The sequence below is a fragment of the Shewanella sp. TC10 genome (assembly GCF_009663145.1).
Classification (GTDB): Bacteria; Pseudomonadota; Gammaproteobacteria; order Enterobacterales; family Shewanellaceae; genus Shewanella.
The window spans coordinates 15,155-41,498 of record NZ_VKHR01000027.1 but is presented as its reverse complement, the minus strand read 5'-3'; the positions used below and the strand labels follow the sequence as shown (position 1 = coordinate 41,498).

General features: G+C 39.6%; 17 protein-coding genes and 2 pseudogenes. 8 read left to right on the top strand and 11 right to left on the bottom strand.

The genetic code is table 11. The annotated features are described in order from the left end of the window. Positions 1-65 precede the first annotated feature (65 nt). From FNZ24_RS11030 to cmoA, 7 genes are all read right to left on the bottom strand, one after another. Entirely contained in the window at positions 66-1,187 is a 1,122-nt protein-coding gene (locus tag FNZ24_RS11030) for a DUF3541 domain-containing protein (RefSeq protein WP_153914537.1), read from the bottom strand. Next, the gene (locus FNZ24_RS11025; protein ID WP_153914536.1) at positions 1,165-2,994 is read right to left on the bottom strand and encodes a hypothetical protein; all 1,830 of its coding nucleotides are present in this window, start codon (positions 2,992-2,994) and stop codon (positions 1,165-1,167) included. Before FNZ24_RS11025 ends, FNZ24_RS11030 begins: the two co-directional genes overlap by 23 nt. Next, positions 2,957-3,916 (bottom strand): alpha-L-glutamate ligase-like protein, encoded by a 960-nt coding sequence (locus tag FNZ24_RS11020; RefSeq protein ID WP_153914535.1) that lies wholly within the window; start codon positions 3,914-3,916, stop codon positions 2,957-2,959. Before FNZ24_RS11020 ends, FNZ24_RS11025 begins: the two co-directional genes overlap by 38 nt. After that, the gene (locus FNZ24_RS11015; protein ID WP_153914534.1) at positions 3,916-5,421 is read right to left on the bottom strand and encodes an inactive transglutaminase family protein; all 1,506 of its coding nucleotides are present in this window, start codon (positions 5,419-5,421) and stop codon (positions 3,916-3,918) included. The genes FNZ24_RS11020 and FNZ24_RS11015 overlap by 1 nt, the downstream gene beginning before the upstream one ends. Positions 5,422-5,429: 8 nt before the next feature. Beyond that, positions 5,430-6,197, bottom strand: coding sequence for an ATP-dependent zinc protease (locus tag FNZ24_RS11010; RefSeq protein WP_153914533.1), 768 nt, complete (start codon positions 6,195-6,197; stop codon positions 5,430-5,432). A 72-nt stretch (positions 6,198-6,269) separates the two neighbouring features. Next, positions 6,270-7,262, bottom strand: a complete 993-nt coding sequence (gene cmoB / locus FNZ24_RS11005; RefSeq protein WP_153914532.1) for a tRNA 5-methoxyuridine(34)/uridine 5-oxyacetic acid(34) synthase CmoB — start codon at positions 7,260-7,262, stop codon at positions 6,270-6,272. After that, on the bottom strand, positions 7,259-7,990 hold the full coding sequence (gene cmoA, locus FNZ24_RS11000; protein WP_153914531.1) for a carboxy-S-adenosyl-L-methionine synthase CmoA: 732 nt from the start codon (positions 7,988-7,990) through the stop codon (positions 7,259-7,261). The genes cmoB and cmoA overlap by 4 nt, the downstream gene beginning before the upstream one ends. A gap of 345 nt (positions 7,991-8,335) precedes the next feature. Here cmoA and FNZ24_RS10995 point away from each other — a divergent pair, with 345 nt between their 5' ends. The 7 genes and pseudogenes from FNZ24_RS10995 to FNZ24_RS10965 all read left to right on the top strand — a co-directional run. Then, the gene (locus tag FNZ24_RS10995) at positions 8,336-11,167 is read left to right on the top strand and encodes a diguanylate cyclase domain-containing protein (RefSeq protein ID WP_153914530.1); all 2,832 of its coding nucleotides are present in this window, start codon (positions 8,336-8,338) and stop codon (positions 11,165-11,167) included. A gap of 259 nt (positions 11,168-11,426) precedes the next feature. Beyond that, complete coding sequence (gene aspS / locus FNZ24_RS10990) at positions 11,427-13,208, top strand: aspartate--tRNA ligase (RefSeq protein ID WP_153914529.1); 1,782 nt, start codon at positions 11,427-11,429, stop codon at positions 13,206-13,208. 129 nt (positions 13,209-13,337) lie between these two features. After that, a complete protein-coding gene (locus FNZ24_RS10985; protein ID WP_153914528.1) occupies positions 13,338-14,084 on the top strand; it encodes a YebC/PmpR family DNA-binding transcriptional regulator in 747 nt (248 codons plus the stop codon). A gap of 24 nt (positions 14,085-14,108) precedes the next feature. Then, positions 14,109-14,630 (top strand): crossover junction endodeoxyribonuclease RuvC, encoded by a 522-nt coding sequence (ruvC, locus tag FNZ24_RS10980; RefSeq protein WP_153914527.1) that lies wholly within the window; start codon positions 14,109-14,111, stop codon positions 14,628-14,630. Further along, entirely contained in the window at positions 14,627-15,244 is a 618-nt protein-coding gene (gene ruvA / locus FNZ24_RS10975; protein ID WP_153914526.1) for a Holliday junction branch migration protein RuvA, read from the top strand. The genes ruvC and ruvA overlap by 4 nt, the downstream gene beginning before the upstream one ends. 10 nt (positions 15,245-15,254) lie before the next feature. Then, complete coding sequence (gene ruvB / locus FNZ24_RS10970) at positions 15,255-16,262, top strand: Holliday junction branch migration DNA helicase RuvB (protein ID WP_153914525.1); 1,008 nt, start codon at positions 15,255-15,257, stop codon at positions 16,260-16,262. A gap of 735 nt (positions 16,263-16,997) precedes the next feature. After that, positions 16,998-18,815 (top strand): annotated as a pseudogene (locus FNZ24_RS10965) (TonB-dependent receptor plug domain-containing protein); the annotation flags it as partial. Here the strand turns inward: FNZ24_RS10965 and FNZ24_RS10960 are convergent. After that, positions 18,813-19,456: pseudogene (locus tag FNZ24_RS10960) on the bottom strand (IS110 family transposase); the annotation flags it as partial. The pseudogenes FNZ24_RS10965 and FNZ24_RS10960 sit on opposite strands and share 3 nt — an antisense overlap. A 556-nt stretch (positions 19,457-20,012) precedes the next feature. Between FNZ24_RS10960 and FNZ24_RS10955 the strand changes: the two are divergent. Next, entirely contained in the window at positions 20,013-20,909 is an 897-nt protein-coding gene (locus FNZ24_RS10955; RefSeq protein WP_153914522.1) for a hypothetical protein, read from the top strand. A 380-nt stretch (positions 20,910-21,289) separates the two neighbouring features. Here the strand turns inward: FNZ24_RS10955 and FNZ24_RS10950 are convergent, their stop codons facing one another. The 3 genes from FNZ24_RS10950 to FNZ24_RS10940 form a co-directional block, all read right to left on the bottom strand. Further along, positions 21,290-21,781, bottom strand: a complete 492-nt coding sequence (locus FNZ24_RS10950) for a tyrosine-protein phosphatase (RefSeq protein WP_153914521.1) — start codon at positions 21,779-21,781, stop codon at positions 21,290-21,292. A gap of 444 nt (positions 21,782-22,225) precedes the next feature. Continuing rightward, positions 22,226-23,962 carry a sensor domain-containing diguanylate cyclase gene (locus FNZ24_RS10945; RefSeq protein WP_153914520.1) on the bottom strand — a complete coding sequence of 579 codons (1,737 nt, stop codon included), beginning with the start codon at positions 23,960-23,962 and terminating at the stop codon, positions 22,226-22,228. Between the two features lie 183 nt (positions 23,963-24,145). Further along, positions 24,146-26,329: an OsmC domain/YcaO domain-containing protein gene (locus FNZ24_RS10940; RefSeq protein ID WP_153914519.1), complete on the bottom strand. Its 2,184-nt coding sequence runs from the start codon at positions 26,327-26,329 to the stop codon at positions 24,146-24,148. Between the last annotated feature and the right edge of the window lie 15 nt (positions 26,330-26,344).

The window sequence follows — 26,344 nt, the reverse complement described above, 5'->3', positions numbered from 1 at the left end:
TCATGTACCTTAGTCACTTAGAGAGGAAGATTGAAAAGGGCGTAAGTCATTACGCCCCTTATTAGTTAGTTTTTCTCGAGTTTCTTAGGCGTTACCTGTACTGGTAAGTATTTTTTTGTCGCCTTAGTTTCAGCAAGGTATGGACCTTGATGCAGTGTTTCTGGCCAGTCTAAAAGCATCATAGCTAGCACGTTTCGATGCTCACCCATTACCATATCAGGGTTTCCTCGAGGAGAAGGAATTAGCTGATACTCAGGGCTAAACGATGCTGCAATATGATTTTGGGTCTTTTTAATCACTTGATGATCGCGTTGGCCTGTTAAATAAAAGCTAATACCAACTTCGGCGATGATATCGTCAGTGGCATCTTTGAGAATGCGATCAATGTTGTTATCAAAATAGTCTAAGATCCATTTGAACTCTTTAGCACTCACTTCTTGTTGGTAATAACCACTTGCTGCAAAGATAAAGTGAGTCATGCCGTATAGCTTGTTTTGGAATTGTTTTTTATCAAGCTCACTATCTTCATCATCCGGGTAAGCAGCGATAAAGGCCTTTTTGTAATCTTCAACATAATTACCGACTTCAAGCTGCTCTGCCCAATATGCGTAGTTTATTAATTGTGCGGCCCAAGATTTAATCATTTTTGGATCAGTAAGGGCAGGTTTAAGATCATAAGCTTTTAATGCTTTAACCATCTGCTCGTGACAAGGACCCATAAAGCCTAATTCGTCTATGCGGCTTGAATATCGTAATAAAATATCGCTATAGAATATAAACTCTGGGAAGGGCTTTAAGGCTTTTTTACGCGCTTTGGCACGTGGACCTTTTCCTAAAACACTAATGGCTTTATCCGCTTGTTGTTCAATAAATTTAGGTTCATCAATATTACAAGCAAAGTAATTTTGTCGTTCGGTAATGGTAATTAGATCGATAAGTGCTGCATTTGTGTATTTTTCCTCTCCAGTCATGCGATACATTCTTAAGCCATAATGGCCTTGGATCCGAGGTGGAAGAGAATACATATTTTGTTCAAGGTTAACCTGAATCGCGCTTCTTACTTCTTGATGTGTTAATGGAGTCGACGAAGATGTTTGACTCTTTTCAGCAGCGATGCTTGCTGATGACATCATTAACGATAACCCTACGAGACACGATAATGATTTAATTTTGCGAATGGCCAACATTGAAGGCTCTCCTGATGATTGATGATGGATCATTGGGTGCACTAAGTATAATGATCATTTGTTCAATTAGGGTTAAATTATCTTCATTAACTACAAAAATATCAAAAACTTGACGTTCTGTTACTGAAGGTTTACTTGCATCAAAAATGATACTAACAAGACTTTGATGCCAAAGCGGCAAATAATAATCTATGCCTTCATTTGCAATGCCGTTAAAGCTAAAAGCAAAATCAGCAGCATTTTGCCATTGTTGATCAAAACTATTTTCAAATGCTAATGCAAGTTTCTGATGATTGTTAGATTCATTAAGGTAAAAGTCTAAAATGACTTTAGCACGGAATATCCGTAACTGTTGGCGGTAAGCATTGGCAACTTGTTCACGCTCAGAAAGCGTTTGCGCGTAGGCTTGTCGTAAAAACTGCGTTAGCCAAAGTGTACCAAGTTGATGATTATCAACTGAAACGCCTTGTTTATTATTTAGATAAAACTTATTCCCTCGAGCTAACCCTGCTACGGCTTCTGCTGTGACCTTTATCAGTTTATCAGCTTGTCTTCTGTTAGTAATTTTCTTTGAGTAACTGATATTTGCTTGACCATATTGGTGTCCGATCACAGGATACCGAATGATGTGTGAAGCTGTTCTCTGTGTAGAAGTGACATAAAGTTCACCTAATAAACGTTTTTGATGCCAGACTCGATAAATACGATTGCCAATTGTGTCGCTAGTTTCATTTAGCTTATCTTCGGTTTTCGAAGCTGTTTTTGTTTCAGCGTTTTTGGCAGTTCCAGTTCCAGATTCAGTTCCAGTTTCAGGTGCAGTATTCGTTTGTGCTGGTAAATTCTGCGAAGATATAACATGTTCTTCACTAAAGTGTATAGGCTCAATCTTAATTCCCAGCAATTGCAGTTGTTCAAAAAGCTTATCGAGTAAACTTAACGCTGAAGTTGTACCTGTATATTTCTCATGGGGTAATGATTTAAGCTTTTGGCCGATATTCCAAGGCGCGACATTAATATTGATAGTTTGTTGCTGTAAATAATCATCTAACGACTCAATATCAAGAAGATGAGAATCTAACGCATCGAGAATGCTTTCTTTTTTCAGTTGTTTGACAATATTTAAAGATGTGCTGTTTAGATTTTTTGCTCTTGATTGATAGGCTAACCAAGCACTTTTTCGACATGATTCTTTTGGCTGTAAAATGAGATATTTGGCTAAAGTGACTTCAATATTTTTTGGGACTAGAGGTGAAGTTTCATTATTGCTAGAGCTAGAGCTAGAGCTAGAACTGACAGCAGTATCTAAAGCACATTCTTCATCGTTAAATACAATCTTAAGTTGTTTGTTACTTAGGTTTCTTCTGATAGTGGCTTGAGCATTGTGAAGTTTAGCCTTGGTATTGATGTCCAGTTGACGTTGTTTTATCGATGCAAGTTTTAACGCTAAAGATGAATAGGGGCTTTCTGCGTTTGATAAATTACTAATGAGTTGTTCGAGTTTAGCGTCGTTAAGAATAACTTGTAGTTCATCCGCTAAATGTAACTGACACATTAAAATACTTTCTCGCTGACTACTTGATGCTAAGTCGCGATAATAATTGAGACGGTCATTGATGTTATTAAAGCCTAGGGTGAGCTGTTCAAATTGAACAGCCTGTTTTGCAACAGGCTGTGATAAATCTAATTCGGCGAGCGAAGGCTGATAGCGAAGGCATTGCTGAATAAATAAATTTAGAGGGTTAGCAACTGCCGAAGCAGTTGCTAAAAGACTAAAAGTTAGGATTACTACAAAAATGCTTCTTTGCATAAGCGACACGATCTTCCACTGATAACGTCGGCCCTTTAAGGCTTTCTACATGTTTAAGTCTACCTAAAATGCCTTTGCCATTAGCGGTTTGAATCGCTAAACCAGGTCTAGCATTTAGCTCTAACAGTAATGGGCCACGGGCTTTATCTAACACCATGTCTGTGCCTAAATAACCAAGCTCACACATTTCATATGCGCTAGATGCAGTATGTAATAATACATCCCAGTTAGGCACTTGAATTTGTGACAGCTCATAATTGGTATCAGGATGAGTGAGCACAGGTTTATCAAATTGCACTGCGTATAAACTTTTGCCAGTGGCAATATCTAAACCGACACCTACAGCACCTTGGTGTAAGTTTGCCTTACCATCTGATGCCGCAGTTGAACAGCGAAGCATGCCCATAACAGGGTAGCCCTTAAAGACGATTAAACGAATATCAGGGACACCTTCATAACTGAAACCATCAAATACAGGGTCAAACTCAATTAAACCCTCAACAAGTCCTACATCAGGAATACCACCCAGTGAAAACAAACCACTTAAGATATTCGAAACATGTCGATAAACTTCATTTGGGGTAACTTCATCGCCATTGGGCTTGTAATAACGACCATTTTCAACATGGGTTATTACTAAGATCCCTTTACCACCAGAACCTTTAGCTGGTTTAATCACAAAACCGGTTCTGCCTAATACCATTTGCGGTATTTCATTAATTTTATGTTGCTCTTCAACAACACCAATTAAGTCGGGAACAGCAATATCATTGGCTAAAGCTAATTGTTTAGTAATGAGCTTATCATCAACGCGTTTGTAAAATTTGCGTTGGTTATATTTGCCAATGTAATCGATATTGCGCTTATTCATATTCAATACGCCATTACGACGTAATTCCCAAGGCCAAGCGTAATTTTTCATTACTTTTCCTCAGCCAAAGGCTTAAAGCGTTTAAGTTCAGTTAGGCGATAACCAGTATACTGACCCATGACTAACACCAATGCTAAGATAACTAAATGGATACCTAAGAAATTAAACACCCAATGCTGGATCCAAGTATTGCTCATTGCAAGATAAGCTAAAGTTGCGACAAATAAACTGCCACCACCAGACATGAATACTGATTTTGGACCTTCTTCTTCCCATAAAATAGACATACGCTCAATTGTCCACGCAAGAATGATCATTGGGAAGAAAGTAATGGTCAGTCCTTCACTTAACCCTAATTTGTAGGAAATAAGCGTAAACAGTCCAATGATGAATATCACCACGATGATCACCGCGGATATTCGGGATATGAGCAAAAGGTTAAGCTGTGATAAGTAAGAACGGATCATCAAACCAAATGCAACAATCAGTAAAAAGCCGATTAAACCAGTTAACAACGTGGTTTGAATAAAGGCGAGGGCGATTAACACTGGCATGAAAGTACCAGATGTTTTAATACCAATAATAACCCTTAAGAACACCACAACGAGTACACCAATAGGAATCAATAAAATCCCTTTAAAAGTACTTTGCTCTTCTAGAGGCAGTTGATACAAAGAAAAGTCTAATGAATCAGTGTTCATCATCATATCAATTGATGTAGCCAATGCAGAACGTGTTTCTTGCAGCATTGAAAAATTGACTTGTGAATTACTACCGCCAATAACATCGAGCACTGACATGCTGTTGTGCTGCCATAGGACTAAGTTTTCAGGGCGACCTTGTTTGTTGTTTTCAACATCAAATAAAACCCATTCACCGTCTTGGTAAACTTGTACATATGGATTCAACTGCTGACGACGGCGCTGATCTTCAAGCATTAAACCACTCACTTGCTTTGCAGGAACGCCCTTTGATTGCAGCATTTGTAGAAAGAGTTGAGTACGAGAATTAACTGACAACAGCAAAGCAAGGTTCTGTGATTGATTGCTATCGTTAATCACATCCATTAACTGTTGAGCGTAAGAAATGTTATTTGCGCTTCTTTCCCACACTTGATTAATAATTTGCTCGGCAGCGCCACGTTCTGTAACTTGCCATAAGTAAGGCTCTGGAGTAGCTGGCTCTTCTTCTGCATCAACTTGTAATTGACCAGTAGGGACTAGCGTGACGCGATAGTATAAAGATTGACGACCTGATGCCTCCCGAATTGACCAAACTGCGCGGCGGTCCTCACCCTCAGAAATATTTAATCCATATCCCGCTGAAGTCGCGTTTTCAGCTAAAACGTCAAACGCCGGATCTTGAGGTAATGAAAGCGAAGCTTCTGCTGGCTTGTTGGTGCCGTTGAACATAACTTTTGCTTCAACTGACCAGCTTTGAACTTGCTCGCCTGGAAAGAAAGGTACGTTATGTTCAACACTACGATAGATACTCGCAGTAATCCCTGAAATGAAAAGTAGGGCAACAAAGATAAAAAATGGCTTACGAGAATGCATTTGAATTCCTATTTAGCTTCTTTAGTTGTTTCTGTTTGAGGTTGTTTACCATGAACGTAGATTTGACCGACATCTACGACAGCAATGTCTTTCATAAATTTACGACCCAGTAATAACGGGAACTCAAGATGACTACGATCAGTTAAGTTTAAGTCGGTTTCAGCGGCATATTGGCCTATTTTTAGATGAGCATGAATAACTGGACGGCGATCGTCAGGTAAATCAGAATCTTGTTTAATACGAACAAAACGTTCAACTTTGTGCTCAAAGGTATTACCTGGTTGATCAGCACCATTTGTCATCACGTCAAAACGTACCCACTGAACTCCATTGCGTTCAAATAGCACGATGTTTCTTGCATCTAATGATGATGACTCAGCACCAGTATCGATACGTGTTTCAAAAGAAGCTTTTAATTCGTCTATATAAACGTGTTCAACTTCCCCGAGTACTATCTTGTCTGAAACAACAGACTCTGGACACTGAGGTGGCTCACTAAGTTGAGCGAGCGCTGCAGCATCGTCATTCATTTTTTTAGATTGTTTAGCTAAGGCATCAGTAATTTGTAATTTTAGGTCGTTGACTTCTGCACTTAAACTTTGGATCTCAGTAGATGAAGTGACACATTGCGCATTAATTGCTTCTATAATGGCAGTTTGAGAAGTGGCAAGGTTTGCACTTAATTCTTCACTGCCAACTGGTGTGACTTTCTCACTTGATGCACAGCCTGATATTAATGCGGCGGTGACGGATAATATAATTACCTGCTTTAACATGACAATTCCTGTTTTTGTAATCTAAGCGAATTTTTAAACATTATTCTTTAATAGTTTCATGGGGTTATAGCATCAAACTAGATCGTGATTAGGTTGGTTTTTAATGGCTATAATCGTTGCCCGTTTTGGCGCAGGGTATCCTTCGACGGTTAAACTAACATCATTTGGGTCAAGATAATCAACTAATGATTCATTCTTCATCCATTGTGTCGAGCGTTGTTCAGCCATTGAAGTGATATCCACATCAACACAACGTATATCAGTGAAGTCGCACTTCTTTAACCATAACATGAGCGCATCAACGGAGGGTAAAAACCAAACGTTATTCATTTTGCCGTAACGATCTTCGGGCACAAGTACTGCATTTTCATCACCATCTATGACTAATGTTTCTAATACTAGTTCACCCCCCATGCGCAATTGATCACGTAGTTGTAAAATATGATCAATTGGTGAACGGCGATGGTAAAGGACGCCCATTGAGAAAACGGTATCAAAGGCATCTAATGGAGGAAGTTCTTCAATGCCTAAGGGTAACAAATGTACTGGATGTTCATTGCCAGCTAAACGTTTAACTGCTTCGAACTGACATAAAAATAGCGGCGAAGGATCTATTCCTACAACACGTTTAGCACCAGCACCTAGCATGCGCCACATATGGTAACCACTGCCGCATCCCACATCTAACACAGTGCGGTTATCTAATGGTGAAATATGCTCTTTTACACGATCCCATTTCCAGTCACTGCGCCACTCAGTGTCAATTTCAATACCATGGATATAAAAAGGACCTTTACGCCAAGGTTGAAATAACCCGAGTAAGTTTTGTAGTTTTTCGGTTTGACCGGCTGTAAGTTGGCTGCCATCGCCAATTGTTACACCATTATATAAATCAATATGGGTTGGAGCTGGGTAATGAAGTTTGTTAAGAACTTTTTCCCATTTGGGTAAATTGCCGTGTTTATGCTCTCTTTGCCATTTTCCTAGAATTGCTGGAAGTTCTTCGAGCCAATGCTGAAGACTAGAATCGGCAATTTGTTGGTAAAAGGAACTGAAACTGATCACTTGATAGCCACCATTGATGCGAAATTAAAACATTGAAACCACACTGTTGAATGACTAAAACCATTATCAGTGAAGCGTTGTTGGTGCATGGATAAACTGTCTGGGCGCATTACGTTTTCAAGTGCACTGCGTTTCTGGCTAATTTCTAATTCGCTATATCCATTGGCGCGTTTGAAATCTAAATGCTGCTCATCGAGTAAGGTTTGTATTACGTTATCTTCAAATCTTAACTTCTCTGAAATTACAAGAATTCCGCCTGGAAGTAATCCTTGATATATTTTGGTGATTAACTCATCTCTATCATGAACCGGCAAAAACTGAAGGGTAAAGTTCAGTACTACCATTGATGCATTGGTAATTTCTATATCTCTAATATCACCACAAATTAATTCAACATCTGTATCACTGACATAAGCTGATAAGTTCTCTTGGCAACGAGCTACCATGGATTCACTATTATCTACTGCAATAATTTTGCATTGGCGTTGCTCTATTTGGCGACGAATACTTAAGGTTGCAGAACCTAGAGAACTCCCTAAATCATAAATATTTGATTTAGGCGTAACATAACGATCTGCAAAATCACCAATGGTGCTGATGATTTGGTTATAACCAGGAACTGATCGTCTAATCATGTCGTTAAACACACCAGCAACACGATTATCAAATTGAAAATCGGATATTTTGTCTGTTGCTGCAGCGTAAATTGTATCTTGTTGAGAGTTCATCTGGGGTAACTTGAGAAAATCATATCTTCATTTTAGCCAATCCTATCAAATAGCAGCAAGTATCCTATTGGAATTTTTTGTTTTATTTTGTTTATTTACGTATTTTAGGGTAAATATTTAATCTAATTGGTCAAATAGTCGATATAAATCGGTATGATGAACAAATAATTAAAATCATTTACAAATGGCCTTGTGGTTGATTAACAATATTTCAACCTTAAAAGGGAAGTGGTTTAGAATAATTAAAACAACCTTGAAAGATCAACAGGCCCTAACAATATGACTATTAACTCAAAAAGCTAGCCAAAAGAAACTAGCTCAAAAACTTAGCACAAGGGAACGCGCTTGAAGTTAATTAGCACTATTTTTACTTTTTTACTGTTTACTCTATTGATGTGGCCTGCAGCAGCAAATGAGACTGCTGAACAAACCGAACCACTACCCATTCCAAATACACTCTCAATCTCGATGAGTGAGGATGCTTATCCTTATCAGTTTGTTGACGATAAAGGTAACCCTGCTGGTGTCATGGTTGATTTGTGGCGAGAGTGGTCTTCAGTCACTGGAATTAAAGTGTTATTTAAGCCCATGCAGTGGAAGCAATCTTTACAGGCTCTAACTGATGGAGACGTTGACGCCCATATTGGCATGGCAATCACTGAAGAAAGGCAACAACTATTCTCCTATGGAGATCAAGTCTCTTCACTTAACTCATACCTCTACCTTCATAAAGATATCGCGAATAAAAAAAGTATTGAGGATATTCGTCCTTTTAAAATTGGAATAATAGAAGGGACTTCACACAAAGATGACCTACTTGCTATTGAACCGAGTCTGACGTTTAAAAACTTTAAAACAAAACAAGCCTTATATGATGCTGTGGTGGGAGGCGAATTATACGCTTTTGCAACGATACAAGGGTATAACCAAGGCGTACCTATTAACCTAGAGCTAGCCAATAATTTTCATATATCTTCACGCATCCTAATTAAAGAAATCGAATTAGCTCCCGCAGTGGCACAACAAAATCAAACCTGGTTAGCTGAATTTAACCAAGGATTTAATCAAATACCTGATAGCCATATTGATGAAGTTGAAAAACGATGGTTTGGTTATCGCCGTGAGTCCAACGGGTTATTGATTGCCATGCAAATGAATGTCGAGCCCTTTGTCGATATTGGCTTAGATGGTTTACCCCATGGTCTTTACGTAGATTTATGGCGTCTTTGGTCTGATAAAACAGGCATCTCAATTGATTTCATACCCAGCGATATGAATGGCAGTATTAAATTAATTAAAGATGGTCATGCCGATGTGCATATTGGCTATCCAGAGAGTGAAGAGATCAATACTGGCCTCAATCGTGCCAATCACTTTTATTCTGTTAAAAGTCGATTTTTTAGCTACAACAAAGAAATCAAAGAATTAAGTGAAATCGATGGCAAACGCATCGGTTTATTTGCCACATCACCTTACATTATCGAACTCAGAAAACTATTACCTAAAGCACAGATCCGTTATTACGATTCTATGGAACAATTAATTAAAGCAAGTCGTGATGGTGATATAGCAGGCTTTGTGGCTTCAAGTGCCTACACATCTCATTACTTATTGCACCATAAATCTTGGTCTGAGTTTTATCAGTTCAATAAGGTCGACTTTAATACACTAATTTATAACCTGACTAAGGTAGAAGATGCTGAACTTGCTGAGCGTATCGCTAATGGGTTTAAGCTTATTAGCGATTTTGAGATGGCTAAACTCGAACAAAAATGGCTATTAAATAAAGCTGATAGAACATTCTCTACTGTCGATAAACAAATATTTATCAGTAACAAAGAAAAGAAATATTTAGACTCATTAGGGGCAATTAAACTTGGATATTTAACTCAATGGGCGCCAATGGAGTACCAAAATGAGTTGGGCGAGTTTTCAGGTATTAACAAAGAAGTGATAGACATCATTACTGCTCAACTTAGTATCGATATCATTCCAGTAGCATATCAAAACTGGGATAAGCTTAATAAAGATCTGCAAAACGGTAGCATTCATTTAGTCGGTAGTATGGCAAAAAATATTAATCGTGAACCCGCACTTGAATTTACTAAAGGCTACTGGCCATCTCCTTGGGCGATTGCAACCACGTTAACTCAGCAGCCGCTATTTAATCTAAGTCAATACAATGGCAAACGTATTGCAGTTGTTAAAGGCTATAACCTTATTAACTTATTACGTCAGCAATTTCCTGGTTTAGATATCGTGTTGGTTGATAGTACGCAAGCAGGATTAGAGGCAGTATCCTCTGGTCGTGTAGATTTATTTATTGAACAAGTTGTCACGCTGGCTTATGTGCTTAATGAAGGTGAATTTCCTGATTTAAAAATGGCACTAGTTGCAGATTTAACCGAACAAAAAAGTCACATTGGTGTTTACCCGAAACTGAAACAAATCGTTCCTTTACTCAATAGAGCAATAGAAACCATTGATGAAACCAAGCAGCAGCAAATGTACCAAAAATGGGTCGCTGTCGATTTGCGTTCTGAAGCCGATAAATACCAAAAATGGTTCAAAATTGTATTACTAGGTTTACTTATCATCAGTGTGATTACCTTTATTGTATTTTTGGGTAATAAACGTCTTAAGTTAGAGATTGCTTTAAGAAAAACTGCTGAGAAAAAAATTAAATTCGTTGCTGAACATGATCCAGTAACCAAGTTGCCTAATCGCGGGTTACTTGATGACAGATTAGCGGTTGCCATTTCTGCTCATGAACGAGAGCAGGTTAAGTTTGCTTTATTGTTTATTGATTTAGATAAATTTAAGAGTGTCAATGACCAGCACGGTCATCATATCGGTGATGCTCTTTTAATCAATATTGCATCCGCTCTTAAATCAGTTGTGCGCAAGTCAGACACTGTGTCTCGTTTTGGCGGTGATGAGTTTGTTATCTTACTTAATAGAATAGATAGTGCTGAATGCGCGGCTAAAGTGGCGGATAATATTATTAAGGTTTTATCTAAACCAATCACTGTTGAGGAAATTAAACTAGTCACCTATGCCAGTATTGGTATTGCTGTATTTCCTGATGACGGCGATGATGCGATTGCATTGCTGCAAAGCGCCGATAAAAAAATGTATAAAGTGAAAAAACAAGGTGGCGATCGACACAGCTTTTAATAAACAGTCACAGTTAAAAAGAAATAAATATAATAAATGCTATCGTTTGCTGTTTTTTTACTCGGTTATAAAGGGAACTTTCCCTAAAGCCTGTTCAATTGCAGTAAACTAATTGATACTTCCGTGCAAATAAGTAGTACACGATGAATAATCACGTTTTTGACGTATTATAAGTGCTATAGTTGCCTGCATTATTTTAATATAATGCCAAAATAAATTGTTTTTTAGACACCTATTTCCGAACAAAGGGTAGAGTTAAATGCGCAGTCATTATTGTGGAGACGTTAATAAGTCTCATCTTGGTCAAGAAGTCACCTTAGTCGGTTGGGTTAACCGTAGCCGCGATTTAGGTGGTGTTATATTTTTAGATCTTCGTGACAGAGAAGGGATTGTTCAGGTTGTTTACGATCCAGACTTGGAAGACGTTTTCAAAGTAGCGAGCAGCTTACGTGGTGAGTTCTGCGTGCAAGTTAAAGGTTTAGTGCGTGCAAGACCAGATAGTCAAATCAACGCACAAATGAAAACCGGTGAAATTGAAGTGTTAGGTCAAGCCCTAACAATTATTAATACTTCAGCGCCACTTCCTTTAAGTATGGATAACCATCAAAACAACAGTGAAGAGCAGCGTTTAAAATACCGCTACCTTGACTTACGTCGCCCAGAAATGGCTGACCGTTTAGTTTTCCGCTCTAAAGTAACCAGTGCAGTGCGTCGTTTCTTAGATGATAGTGGCTTCTTAGATATTGAAACACCAATCTTAACTAAGGCTACACCAGAAGGTGCGCGTGATTACTTAGTACCAAGCCGTACTTACAAAGGCCAGTTCTTTGCATTGCCACAATCTCCTCAGTTATTTAAACAACTTCTGATGATGTCTGGCTTTGACCGTTACTACCAAATCGTTAAATGTTTCCGTGATGAAGATTTACGTGCTGATCGTCAGCCTGAATTTACTCAAATTGATATCGAAACTTCTTTCATGTCAGCTGAGCAAGTCATGGAAAAAACCGAAACTATGGTTCGAGGTTTATTCAACGATTTGATGAATGTTGATTTATGTGAGTTCCCGCGTATGTCATATGCAGAAGCAATGGCACGTTATGGTTCTGATAAGCCTGATTTGCGTAACCCGCTTGAACTTGTTGATGTAGCTGATTTAGTGAAAGACGTTGAGTTCGCTGTATTTAGTGGTCCAGCTAACGATGAAGAAGGTCGTGTTGCTGCGCTTCGTATCCCAACAGGTGCCTCTTTATCTCGTAAGCAAATCGATAACTACACTAAGTATGCTGGCATTTACGGTGCTAAAGGTTTAGCGTGGATGAAGATTAACGATTTATCTGCTGGTATCGAAGGTATTCAATCACCAGTACTTAAATTCTTAAACGAAGATATCGTCAATCAAATTATCGCACGTACCGGTGCTGAAACTGGCGACATTATTCTGTTTGGTGCAGATAAAGCAAACGTTGTGGCTGAAGCAATGGGCGCATTACGTCTTAAAGCCGGTGAAGATTTCGAATTACTAGAAGGCGAGTGGCGCCCAATGTGGGTTGTAGACTTCCCAATGTTCGAAAAAATCAATGGTGGTTACCATGCAGTTCACCATCCGTTTACGGCTCCTCGTGGCGTAACTGCTGAAGAGCTAGAAGCCCATCCTGGTGCAGCAATTTCTGATGCTTACGATATGGTATTGAATGGTTGTGAATTAGGTGGTGGTTCTGTACGTATTCACAATGCAGACATGCAAAGTGCGGTATTCCGTATTTTAGGTATTGATGAAAAAGAAGCGAACGAGAAGTTTGGCTTTTTACTTGAAGCATTACGTTATGGCACGCCTCCACATGCAGGTTTAGCATTTGGCTTAGACCGTATTATTATGCTTATGACAGGCGCAAGTTCAATTCGTGATGTAATGGCATTCCCGAAAACAACAACGGCGGCTTGTCCGTTAACTAATGCTCCAGGTTTTGCTAACCCTCAACAATTAGTTGATTTAGGGATTAGCGTTATTCCACAAGAAAAACCAGCTGCTGACGAGTAATGTTAATTTGCCAATCTACAAATCTAGATGGTTTGTATAACAAGCGTTAACCCACAAACCGAGGCTTTTGCCTCGGTCTGTTTTTATGTAGCCTAAAAAAACACTGAAACACATATTCAAGGAGTTGCCATGGCTGGTCACAGTAAATGGGACAACATTAAACATCGTAAAGCTGCTCAAGATGCAAAACGTGGCAAGTTATTCAGTAAATTTATTCGAGAGCTAACGGTTTCTGCCCGTGAAGGTGGCTCAGATCCAGATGCAAATCCGCGTTTACGTGCTGCAATTGATAAAGCCTTATCGAACAATATGACACGCGATACCGTTGAACGTGCTGTTAAACGTGGAGCTGGTGAACTTGATGGCCAACAGCTAGATACCATTATTTATGAAGGTTACGGCCCGGGTGGTACAGCTGTTATGGTTGAAACCATGACAGATAATAAAAATCGAACCGTTTCAGGTGTTCGTAATGCCTTTAGTAAGTCTGGTGGTAACTTAGGTACTGACGGCTCAGTTGCTTACATGTTTACCAAATCTGGCGTAATTTCTTATGATGCGAACATTGATGAAGATGAGTTAATGGACGCAGCGTTAGAAGCAGGTGCTGAAGATGTGATTACTCATGAGAACGGCGCATTTGATGTTATGACCACGCCTGATGCATTTGGCAGTGTTAAAGATGCCTTAGATGCAACAGGTTTTGATGCTATAAATGCTGAAGTGACCATGATTGCTGGTACTAAGGCTGAATTAGATGCCGATACTGCAGCAAAATTCATGCGTCTTATTGATAACTTAGAAGATCATGATGATGTTCAAGAGGTTTATCATAATGCTGAAATTTCTGATGAAGTGATGGAAACCCTTGGATAAGATTGTATTGATAAGGCTTAAACCATGAGTATCATATTGGGCATTGATCCAGGTTCACGAATAACGGGTTATGGCGTTATTCAATGCCAAGGTAGGCAACAGCGATATCTCGGCAGTGGCTGTATTCGAACATCAGCAGAAGATTTACCCACGCGCTTAAAGCAGGTATTTGATGGTATTACTGAAATTATCAAACAATACCAGCCTGATCAATTTGCCATTGAACGGGTATTCATGGCAAAAAATGCCGATTCAGCACTGAAGTTAGGTCAAGCTCGCGGTGTAGCTATTGTCGCTGCAATGAATGCCAATCTCCCTGTTGCAGAGTACAGTGCAACACAAATTAAAAGTGCAGTAGTGGGCACTGGACGAGCTCAAAAAGAGCAAGTTCAGCATATGATCCAGCAAATTTTTAAACTGCCAGCGGCCCCGCAAGCTGACGCTGCAGATGCATTAGGTGTTGCAGTGTGCCATCACCATACTTTTCAAAGTTTAATTGCTATGGGCGGTAAAGCCCAAAGCCGAACATACGGACGTTATAAATGATTGGAAGATTAAGTGGACTTGTTGTTGAAAAACAAGCGCCAGAAATAGTATTAGATGTAAACGGTGTGGGCTACGAATTACAAGTTCCTATGACTAGCTTCTACGAGTTACCTGAACTTAATCAATCAGCCATGCTATACACTCATTTTGTCGTGCGTGAAGATGCGCAGCTTCTTTATGGCTTCATTACTAAACAAGAAAGAGCCCTATTTAGATTACTGATTAAAACCAACGGCGTGGGGCCAAAGCTTGCGCTAACGATCTTGTCTGGCATGACAGCGAGTGAATTTGTTAATTGTGTAGAGCGAGATGATATTGTTACCTTAGTGAAATTACCGGGTGTTGGTAAAAAAACTGCTGAAAGACTGGTCGTAGAAATGCGAGATAAACTTAAGAGTTTATTGGAAGCTTCAGTGGGTTCTGAGCGAGAGTTTGCTCTGCAAAGTAACTATAAACCTGCAGTCGTTGAAAATAATGCTGAAGAAGATGCCATTGCTGCATTAATCGCGCTAGGCTACAAACCTGCACAGGCGAGCAAAGCAGTATTGAGTGCGTATAGCGATGGAATGACAAGTGAGGTGTTAATTAAAGCCTCATTAAAGTCGATGTTATAAAGAGGCAGTAATGATAGAAGCTGATCGTTTAATCCAACCACAAGAATTTGAACAAGACGTTCATATTGATAGAGCCATGCGCCCTAAAATGTTGGAGGATTATACTGGGCAAGATGATACTCGTGCTCAATTAAAGGTGTTTATTGAGGCAGCGCTTAAGCGTGAAGAAGCACTTGATCATATGCTTATCTTTGGCCCTCCAGGTCTTGGTAAAACAACGTTAGCAATGATTGTGGCTAATGAAATGGGCGTTAATATCAAATCGACTTCAGGTCCAGTGCTTGAAAAAGCAGGGGACTTGGCTGCATTACTGACCAATCTTGAACACGGTGACGTACTGTTTATTGATGAAATCCACCGCTTAAGTCCGGTTGTTGAGGAAATTCTTTATCCAGCGATGGAAGATTATCAATTGGACATCATGATTGGTGAAGGCCCAGCAGCTCGCTCAATAAAACTCGACTTACCACCATTTTCATTAATCGGAGCTACAACCCGTGCTGGTGCTCTCACGTCGCCACTTAGAGCCAGATTTGGTATCCCACTGCGTTTAGAGTTCTACAATGTGAAAGATCTCTGCACAATTGTGACGCGTTCAGCAAAAGTGATGGAATTACCTATTGATGAAGCTGGTGCTTTTGAAATTGCTAAACGCTCCCGTGGTACACCAAGAATTGCCAATCGCCTTCTTAGGCGAGTTAGAGATTACGCTGAGGTCAAGCATGACGGCTTTGTTACTGAAGAGGTCGCTAAAAAAGCGTTAGATCTATTGGATGTCGATTTAGAAGGCTTTGATTACCTCGACAGAAAATTGTTACTTGCGATTATTGATAAGTTTATGGGTGGGCCAGTAGGGCTAGACAACTTAGCAGCTGCCATAGGTGAAGACAGAGAAACTATTGAGGATGTGTTAGAACCATTTTTAATACAGCAAGGATTTATACAGCGCACTCCAAGAGGTCGTATTGCCACCGATAGGGCTTATCAACACTTCAATATTATCAAGCCCGCAGAATAATTTGTTAACGAAACCACTAAGGAAAGCATAGTCTTTCCTTTTTTATTGCCTAAATAAAATGAATAACTATGCAAAATAAGATTAACCAAAATATTAACATTTGGGTTTGATTAATCTTTATTCAGATAATTTTATAAAAAAGGCAAATGTTAATATTTTGTTCTCTAGGGCTTACTTGTTCAAGCTATGTGAAGATTTGTTGGTTAATGTGCCTTTATAGAGCTTGGCAAATAGAACAACTGACCCAAAATAATTACCGTTTATTGTCGTTAATAAACCTGTTCAATTAATCAGCTTATTTACCAAACCTTCGTAGTGCCAGTACTACCGTATGTTTCAGTGTTTTGAATTGCGAAAAACTATAAAACTGTACCGAAATTGAAGATATTTGATTTAATAGAGTCATGGTTCAATATATTTATGTGATGCAGATCACACTTTTGTGTTTAGGTAAGTTTTAAAAATGTTATTTACGTCCTAGATAATAATTCTGCAATATACATATTGAGGCAGTTTATTCAGCTGCAAACAAATTTAAATGATGTTTTGAGAGATTGATCACTTATTTTACTTTACAAGTTGAGTGCATTTTTATTAACAAATAATGGGTCAAAAGTTACAAGTTAGTGGTTTGACGAAATATCTCTGGTTATTCAGTATCTAGTCCAACGCAAAATTAAATACTTATTTATTTGCGTAAACAGAATAAGAAAAGATATCACCAGGGAGCAACAAATGATTAAAAGATCAAAACTATCAAACAGCATAAACGTGGCGTTATTAGCCTCTGTTTCTGCTGCTTCAGCAGTCTCGGTTAGCGCATATGCAGAAGAAGAATCAGCTAACGTAGAAAGAATTGCGGTAACGGGCTCCCGTATTCAACGTCAAGACATGGAAACTGCATCGCCAGTAACCGTTATTGACGCAGGTGCTATCCGTGCGGAAGGTTACAACTCAGTAGATGAGATTTTACAATCACAACCTGCAATGGCTGGTATGGCAGCCGGTTCTACTACTAACAATGGCGCAGACGGTGTTGCTCAAGTTGATTTACGTGGTATGGGTTCAAACAGAACATTAGTACTTTTGAATGGCCGTCGTATGGTTAACTCAGGTTCTGGTGCTGACAGTGCTGTTGATTTAAACACCATTCCAGTAGCAATGATTGCTCGCGTTGAAATCCTAAAAGATGGCGCTTCAGCTGTTTACGGTTCAGATGCTATTGCTGGTGTAGTGAACATTATCACTAAGAAAGATTTTGAAGGTTTCCAATTTGATGTTAATGGCGGCGCAACTTCTGAAGGCGACGGCGAAAACATCGAGTTAAGCGGTTTATACGGTTTTAACACTGATGGCGGTAACTTCACATTTGGTTTAGCTTACTCTGAGCGTAAAGGTGTGATGCAGGGCGATCGTGATTGGGTAGAACAGGGCGAGAGTTCGTTTATCCCAGAAGGTACTTTAGGCGGCAAGCAGTTTGATCCTGAAAGTGGTACTTGGGGTGACCGTGAATACGGCTATGACTACACACAAGACAGCTGGTTACAAACACCGAACAAGCGTTACAGCTTCTTTGCTAACGGTACCCAAGAACTGACTGATGACATCATTTTTTCTGGTGACTTCTTATACACTAAGCGTAAGTCAAACCAAATGATGGCAGCACAGCCAGCAAACTTAGATTTAAAAGTTTGTGAAAACAATATCAAGCAAGACGATTGTATTACCCTTGATCAAGCTATGATTGACGGTGGCGTTGCTGCTGATGAAGAAGGCATGATTAACTACCGTAAGCGTATGAACGATGTCGGTAATCGTGTTTACGAGCAAGAAACAGATACTTTCCGTATTTCAGCTGGCCTTTCAGGCATGTTAGATATTAACACTGGTATGGACTGGGATGTGTCATACACATACGGTAAAAACGAAGCGGACACTTGGGTACATAATTCAATTCACCAAGGGAACATGGAAAAATCAATCTATGCTAATCAAGATGCATGGTTTGGTGGCGACCCAATGACCCAAGAAATGATTGATGCAGTTAGCTACACTGAAACGACAACTGGTGGTAACGAGCAACATGTTGTAGCTGGTGTGATCAGTGGTGAAGCATTTGACTTAGATGCTGGTGCAGTTGCTTTCGCAATCGGTGCTGAGTACCGTCATGAAAGTGGTTACTACAATCCAGATCCAGTCATTGTAGCTGGTGAAGGTACTGCTGCTCAACAAGACCCAACTGACGGTAGCTTTGACGTATTCTCGGTATACCAAGAAGTAAGCGTACCATTCACTGATAAATTAACTGGTGAATTTGCACTTCGTTACGATGACTACTCTACTTTCGGTAGCGCTGCAACGTGGAAAGTCGGTTTAACTTATGAAGCAACTGGCGACTTAATGCTTCGTACTGTTGCTGCAACAGGTTTCCGTGCACCAAGTGTGAGCGAGCTATACGGTGGTAACTCAGGTTCTTACGACTACCTAGATGACCCATGGGGCAACGAGCAAGATCCACAAATCTTAGTTAACTACACATCTGATGAAGATCTTGATGCGTTGGCATACTTGATTGTTCTTCATCTCTTGTTGAACTTGAACGTCACAACTTTAAGCCTTCGCTCAATATCATTAAACTCTTCGTACAGTTGATAGAAAATATTTCGGCCTCTGGCTGTTAATTCGTTATCAGCATTTTCTAGAATATCAGGTAGCTTTGACCTAAAAGACGCTTTTCCTTTTGTGATAATAATGCCGTACTCAGCAAGCATCCCTCTAACCTGATTAATCAGTGCTGTCGATTGYTTGTTTAGCCTTTCTCTCATTCGATGCAACATCTGAATATCTTGTTGTTCTATAGGTTTTGGTTCTACAAAGCGCATGTTAGGYCGTTGCGCTGCTTCAGCTATCGCAAGTGCATCGTTATAGTCATTCTTATTTCCCTGTCTGTAGGGCACGACATACTGAGGCGCTATCAATTTGACTTGATGACCCACTTTCTCAAACTCTCTAGCCCAGTAATTTGCGCCACCACAGGCTTCCATCACAACAAGACAAGGTTCTATTTGAGCAAGAAAAAGTACTAACTCTTTTCGCTTAATTATCTTCTTTTTGACAAGCTTTCCGGCTTTATTAACGCCAACAAAATGAAAAACAGACTTTGCGATATCAAGACCAATTGTAGTAATGTTCATAGTGGACCCGTCCTCTTTCTGATGAGTTTTAGCAACTACATCGTGGCCCATTGCGAGGCCGATTAAAAGTGGATGGGTCCATTCCATTATCCATGTCTGGACTCACGCAATTTTTTACTTGCCTCAATTCAAATGGAATCTTTTAAATGTAAGATCTACTAGCTTTAGCTCTTTAAATTCTCACCAATGCTGTCAAATCGAAGAGACAATAAACCCAGTGTAGATGCAGCAGCGAGCTTCCAAAACATGGATGTTTTGGCAGAGCTTACATGGACGTACTTGCAGCGTCTCGCAGTTGTATCTGCACAAAAGCCTGCGGCAGGCAATGGATTAGATTGAAGTGACGACTCTCATTAACAGAGCCAATACTTATGAAGTACAAAGTTGGTGCTGGTAACTCGTTTATGCCCCGTTATCAGTTAGCGCTAAAGCTCATACACTTCCTATTAATTTGATTTTGCCCTACCCCAAATTATCCAATAGCAGCGCTCTACCTGTATCGATATGCTCCATTTATGAATTCTATTTTATATATCACTAAATAATTGATTGTAAATTGAATTCAAAAGTGAAAGGCGGCATCATAGTTGAGAACACGGCTGAAACTGTTACATATTTTATTAAAGGTAGTAACTTGAAGTTAGATAAATGCGGACTTTGTTTAGAGAATAAAGAGCTTAAAAATAGTCATTTAATGCCAAAGGCTCTGTACAAAAAGCTAAAAGGCGCATTTGATGGTGATGATTTGGTATTAAACCAAAGTCACGACAAATCATCTGTATACACTGATTTCCAAATAACAGCACACTTTCTCTGTGCTGAGTGTGAATCACTGTTTTCTCGCCTAGGAGAGAATAGTGTTGTCTCAGAGTGTCACAGTGGCACTGATAGATTTCCTCTTCTACATCGAGTCAATGAAGCAAAGCACTTTGCAAGTATTCGTGGTGAGAGGTGGTTTAACCCCATAAAGTGCGAGTTTCCCAATACTGAAAGGTACCTGTATTTTGCTGCAAGTATAATCTGGCGTGCATCAGGATGGCCCGTAGCAAAAAACGCGAATCAAAAATCACTTGGTGTACATTACCAAGAAGAATTTCGTCGCTATCTTTTGGGGGAGCAAGGTTTTCCAAAAAATGCATACCTTGCTGTTTATGTAGACTCTGACGAGGATATTATACCGAAGATCTCTTTCCCAACATCATCAAAGAAATTAGGGTACCACCATCATATTTTCTACATACCGGGTATTAAATTTAGTTTAGTTGTGGGTAACGACGTCGGTGAAATCAGAAACTTGAGTTCAGTCGAGAACACTAAAGTATTTTTCGTATCTTACAGTTTCAAAAGTCACCCTGATTATCAACTTATGGTTGGGGAACTGATGCACGAGTACAAGGCGAAGGGGCGTTTAGCTCTAGAAAAAATGTATAACAACTATGACATCAAGAGCTAAGGTTCCTAATCCCAAATAGACTAGTTAGGACTCTGTCGCTAAAACGTTTCTGTCCAGAAGTGAGTTTCAAGCTTTAATGTTACTTGATGAATCTGTTGTAACGTAACCATCAAGGCTTCAGCTAGGTAAAGTTTCGAACTTTATTGTATGGCGACAGCAATCAAAACCGTAAGTGACCCAGCTAAATTCAGATACTCGGTCAGCAGATTTTTAAGTAAACGATGTGAGGATATATTCGACCAGAACTGCTTTAGATAGCGTTAAAAAACATCAGAGAGAAAAACTTGTATTAAATCGGGGTGTTTAAAAGAAGGTAAGAAGTGGTCAGTACCGCCGATCTAAAAGACACTCATTAGAAGTCGATACTGACGAAAGGAGAGTTAAGCGTAAGAATTAAAGTAAGCCACTTGCACTGGGTTTTTAAGCGCTTTAGGTCGAATACTTTGCACTTCAGCAATCACCTTATCGGCTGGTATGCCATGTGCCAACATGATTAAACCTATGACTAAACCCGTTCTACCTGTACCGCCTTTACAATGAACAGCAATGGTGCCCTTTTGAGCAACTAGCTCAAGTATTTCATCTTTGTGCGTTTGCCACGCAGCTTCAAATACTTCATTAGGCGCTGCATCATCCAATATCGGTAATTGAATCCAGCGAATATCATTGTCAGCGCAGACATTCGGTAATGACTCAGCATTATTAGCCGCCATTTCTTTATCAAACATTGACGTTAATAGCATCTGAGTTCCAGCTTGCTTTAAGGTGGCAACCGAATCAATTAATGAAGCCTCTTTCGTTCCAGGGCAAGGAGTAAAAATCAGTTGTGCGCCATTGTCTAGGGCTAAGGCATCAAATGGGTGTGAAGACATAAAAGTAATCCTACTTAACTCGTTATTATTTAATTTAATCACTCTACAGCGATATTGTCAGTCACTTTAGCTTACACGACTAAGATGAACCTATTAAGAATAAACTTTGTTACCTTCGCCTGATTTATCCTTGCAACTGCTTTGGCACGATTACTAGGGCCTGTTGATACTCCAAACTGGAGGAGTGCACAAGCCATCACTATAAAATAATAAAAAATTAAAAATAGTCTATAAAACAGTCATTATTAACGAATTATAGGCAGCTTGCTATACAACAAATTCAACACGCTTAGGGTTAATACGTAATCCATACAAATGTATTATTTTTAAATAATATTAAATACTTGAACGACAATTGAGGCTAGATATCGTCTTTACAGGCAAACGTTCTGCAGGAATATTGATGATATTGATTAGCATAAATGTCATCAATAGAAGTAGCAGTTAATTAGATATTGGCTTATTTTTATTGGCTAACACAGTGACCGTTGAGCTTTGATTCGAATCATCACTACCAAGCTCAGGTTCTGACTTCAAAGACGCTAACTGTCTTACTTCGTTATAATGTATCACTCTATTTCTACCCGCATCTTTGGCTTTATAAAGTGCTACATCGGCGATTTTGACCAAGTTACTACGATCAACTTGGCTATCAGGAAAGGTTGAAACACCAATCGAAACAGTCACCTTACCCAAGGACAAACCTTTCAACTCTAAATGTAATTCGCTAACAAGCTTACAAATCTGCAGTGCCAGTACTGTGCCTGCTTCGGCGTCCCGCCCAAGCGCAATAACCGCTAACTCTTCACCACCTAGACGACAAGCGACATCATCAACAGCAACCGAGTTCATTAACAACGAACTCACTTCTTTTAAAACATAATCACCCGCATCGTGACCAAAATTGTCATTAAATCGCTTGAAGTGATCAAGGTCGAGCATCAACAAAGACACATAACTTTGCTTGCTTTTAGCTGTATTTAAACTGGTATCTAACATCTCTTCAAAATGACGGCGATTATAAAGCCCCGTTAACGGGTCGCTTAATGCTTGGGCACGCAGTTTTTCTTGTAGGGATAAGTTAGCTAATGATAACCCTAAATGTTCAGCAACCGTAAAGGCTGACCGTAACGTTGTCTTACTGACTTTGACGCTCTTATCACCAAAATACAAATGCAACATACCAATGGTATTGCCATGGGCTGTTAACGGAATACATAACACCTGATCATCACCAGTTTCATCCATATGACCGCAGGGTAAGCAATGATACTCATCATTAGCTAAATGATATTTACCTTTGCGTAATGCCCAACATTCATGGGGACCATATGAACGACTCCCTGGCCAAGGTTTTCCCCAATCCAGTTGAATGGCTAACTGATTTCTAGAGGCTCTCATCATGGCGACACTGCCATTTATTTTACCCAAAATCCTCGGCACTATGTCTTCAACAACCTTTTGGGTTTCCTGAATGGAGTTACAAGCAGCCAGTAAGTTGGCTAATCGGTGAAGGAGTTCAATCTCAACAGTTCGATTTTTAATACGCTCATCTTGTTGGGCCTTTTCTTTATTAACTTGGTCTGTAATTCGGTATTGACTTAAAATGCTACTTACTAGAAAAATAGTTGCCGTTACAGTAAATAGACCTACTAAAATAAATAACAACTCCATCGACATTGCATCTAATACCGTCATAGGCATAGAAATTCGCACAACGTACTGTTTGTCACTAATAGTGATTGTTCTGGCGACGTAAATCATATCAACACTGAGAGTTTTGCTATAGCGAATACTCGAGCCAATGTCTCCTGCCAACGCCTGAATAAATTCGGGCCTATCCCCATGATTTTCTACAGTTTGTAAATTTGATTCAGTAAGGGAGGTGTCGCCTAGTACATTACCTTCTGCATCAATTAGCGTGATTCTTTTGCCACTTGAAACTTGAGGATATTCATGGAGGTAATGATTAAATTCATTTCTATTCGATGTTAGAAAGATTTGTTGCTCTTTTTTCAATTGATAAATGACGTCTGAAACCAAGGCATCTAAATCTGATACCATAGTTTTAGTCACCCAACGATTTACACTTGCATTAAAGAAATACAGCCCCGCCAACATCGAAAAAAATAACATGGCGATGGGTAAATATTGCCATTTTCTGCTTACAAATGTACTCATGAAATCATCCCTGACTTATTTTTAACAACAAAATAAAACCGTAACTAATTTGATATTTATCATAAAAATTAAAGCAGATTTTTATCAATTTGCCAGTGTCAGCAAATAAAAAACGGCCCCAACCACAGGTTGAAACCGTTTAATTCATTTAGTAAAAATGTAGCTTAGTTAGCTAATAAAACACTATTTAGCGGCTAGCTTTCTGGCTTGATGCAGCTTTTTATAGCTTTCAATCAAACGTAAATGTGGCTCTATCCCTTCAAGGTTCATGCTGGTTTTGGTTAAACCATAAAAACGCACGCTACCGTTTACACTGCCGACAACGTTTGTCATTACTTCTTCCCCGAACATACGGTTAAAGCTATGAAGGTAATGTTCAAGCTCTAAATCTTCTTCTAGTTCAATTTCAAGTACGGCGTTTACCGCTTGATAGAACAAGCCACGTTCAACCGTGTTATCGTTAAACTGTAAGAAGTCACCGACCAATTCGCTGGCTTCTTCATGGGCACCCAATGCTAGGTAAATAAGGATTTTCAGCTCCATAATAGTCAGCTGTCCCCACACGGTATTTTCATCAAATACAATGCCAATCATGGTGCGGATGTCAGTGTAGTTATCTTGCTGACTTTCATCTAAACGATTCACTAAATCCACTAATTCTTCATCTGATAATGAGTGCAGATTTAAAATATCTTCGCGGTAATCCAACGCTTTATTGGTGTTATCCCAGATTAAGTCTTCTACTGGGTACACTTCAGAAAAATCAGGTACCAACATACGACATGCTGACGCGCCTAATTGATCAAATTCAGCGGTATACACTTCTTTGCCTAATGCTTCTAAAATGCCGAATAAACCGTTGGCTTCTTCCTCTGAGGTGCCAGAGAAATCCCACTCGCAAAATTCATAGTCGTGATTACTGCTAAAGAAACGCCATGAAATAACACCCGTTGAATCAATAAAGTGCTCAACAAAGTTTTCCGGCTCGCTAACAGCCATGCTGTTAAAGGTTGGCTTAGGGACATCGTTTAACCCTTCAAAGCTGCGACCTTGCAGTAACTCAGTAAGGCTTCGCTCTAATGCCACTTCAAAGCTTGGATGCGCGCCGAATGAAGCAAACACACCGCCAGTTTTCGGGTTCATTAAGGTGACACACATGACTGGGAATTCACCACCCAATGAAGCGTCTTTAACGACAACGGGGAAGCCTTGTTCTTCTAAGCCTTTAATACCCGCAAGAATACTTGGGTATTTCTCAAGCACTGACATTGGCACATCTGGCAGGACTATTTCTTGCTCAATGATTTGACGCTTAACTGCGCGCTCAAAGATTTCTGATAAACACTGAACTTGGGCTTCTTGCAGGTTATTACCCGCGCTCATGCCGTTACTTAAGAATAGATTTTCAATTAAGTTTGATGGGAAATACACCGTTTCGCCATCAGAGTGACGGGTATAAGGAATCGTGCAGATACCACGCTCAATATTACCTGAATTAGTATCAATCAAATGCGAGCCATGTAGCTCTTCATCTGGATTATAGATATCTAAAGTGTACTCATCCAAAATCCCCTTAGGCAGCGCATCATCTTCTTCAAGTTCAAACCACTTCTCATTTGGGTAATGTACAAACTCGCTGTTAGCGATCTCATTGCCAAAGAACTGGTCGTTATAAAAGAAGTTACAATTTAAGCGTTCAACAAATTCGCCTAAAGCTGAACATAATGCACTTTCTTTGGTTGCGCCTTTACCATTGGTGAAACACATTGGTGATGCAGCATCACGGATATGTAATGACCACACGTTTGGCACTATGTTTCGCCAAGATGAGATTTCAATTTTCATCCCAAGGTCGGCTAGCATGCCCGTCATGTTTTTAATGGTTTCTTCTAGGGGTAAATCTTTACCCAGAATGAAGGTGCTTTCGTCACCGTCAGGTTGACCCATTAGCATTGCATTGGCATCAGCATCGAGGTTTTCAACGGTTTCGATTTTAAATTCTGGATTGGTTTGTACGACTTTTTTCACCGTACAACGGTCAATTGAGCGTAAGATCCCAGTGCGATCTTTTTCAGAAATATCATCAGGCAGTTCAACCTGAATTTGAAAGATCTGGTTATAACGATCTTCTGGATCAACAATATTATTTTGCGACAAGCGAATATTGTCAGTCGAAATATCACGCGCCTTACAATATACCTTGATAAAGTACGCCGCACACAGCGCAGATGATGCAAGGAAATAATCAAACGGACTCGGCGCTGAGCCATCACCTTTGTAGCGAATCGGCTGATCGGCCGTGACCGTAAAATCGTCAAACTTGGCTTCAAGCCTTAAGTTATCGAGAAAGTTAACTTTGATTTCCATTGAATACACCCACAA

Excerpts from the sequence above, each read along its gene's own strand:
- aspS (WP_153914529.1), top strand. The coding sequence starts at position 11,427 with ATGCGCAGTCATTATTGTGGAGACGTTAATAAGTCTCATCTTGGTCAA.
- FNZ24_RS11010 (WP_153914533.1), bottom strand. The coding sequence starts at position 6,197 with ATGTTAAAGCAGGTAATTATATTATCCGTCACCGCCGCATTAATATCA.
- FNZ24_RS10945 (WP_153914520.1), bottom strand. The coding sequence starts at position 23,962 with ATGAGTACATTTGTAAGCAGAAAATGGCAATATTTACCCATCGCCATG.
- FNZ24_RS11020 (WP_153914535.1), bottom strand. The coding sequence starts at position 3,916 with ATGAAAAATTACGCTTGGCCTTGGGAATTACGTCGTAATGGCGTATTG.
- ruvB (WP_153914525.1), top strand. The coding sequence starts at position 15,255 with ATGATAGAAGCTGATCGTTTAATCCAACCACAAGAATTTGAACAAGAC.
- FNZ24_RS11030 (WP_153914537.1), bottom strand. The coding sequence starts at position 1,187 with ATGTTGGCCATTCGCAAAATTAAATCATTATCGTGTCTCGTAGGGTTA.
- FNZ24_RS10985 (WP_153914528.1), top strand. The coding sequence starts at position 13,338 with ATGGCTGGTCACAGTAAATGGGACAACATTAAACATCGTAAAGCTGCT.
- FNZ24_RS11015 (WP_153914534.1), bottom strand. The coding sequence starts at position 5,421 with ATGCATTCTCGTAAGCCATTTTTTATCTTTGTTGCCCTACTTTTCATT.
- ruvC (WP_153914527.1), top strand. The coding sequence starts at position 14,109 with ATGAGTATCATATTGGGCATTGATCCAGGTTCACGAATAACGGGTTAT.
- ruvA (WP_153914526.1), top strand. The coding sequence starts at position 14,627 with ATGATTGGAAGATTAAGTGGACTTGTTGTTGAAAAACAAGCGCCAGAA.
- FNZ24_RS10950 (WP_153914521.1), bottom strand. The coding sequence starts at position 21,781 with ATGTCTTCACACCCATTTGATGCCTTAGCCCTAGACAATGGCGCACAA.
- cmoA (WP_153914531.1), bottom strand. The coding sequence starts at position 7,990 with ATGAACTCTCAACAAGATACAATTTACGCTGCAGCAACAGACAAAATA.
- FNZ24_RS11025 (WP_153914536.1), bottom strand. The coding sequence starts at position 2,994 with ATGCAAAGAAGCATTTTTGTAGTAATCCTAACTTTTAGTCTTTTAGCA.
- FNZ24_RS10940 (WP_153914519.1), bottom strand. The coding sequence starts at position 26,329 with ATGGAAATCAAAGTTAACTTTCTCGATAACTTAAGGCTTGAAGCCAAG.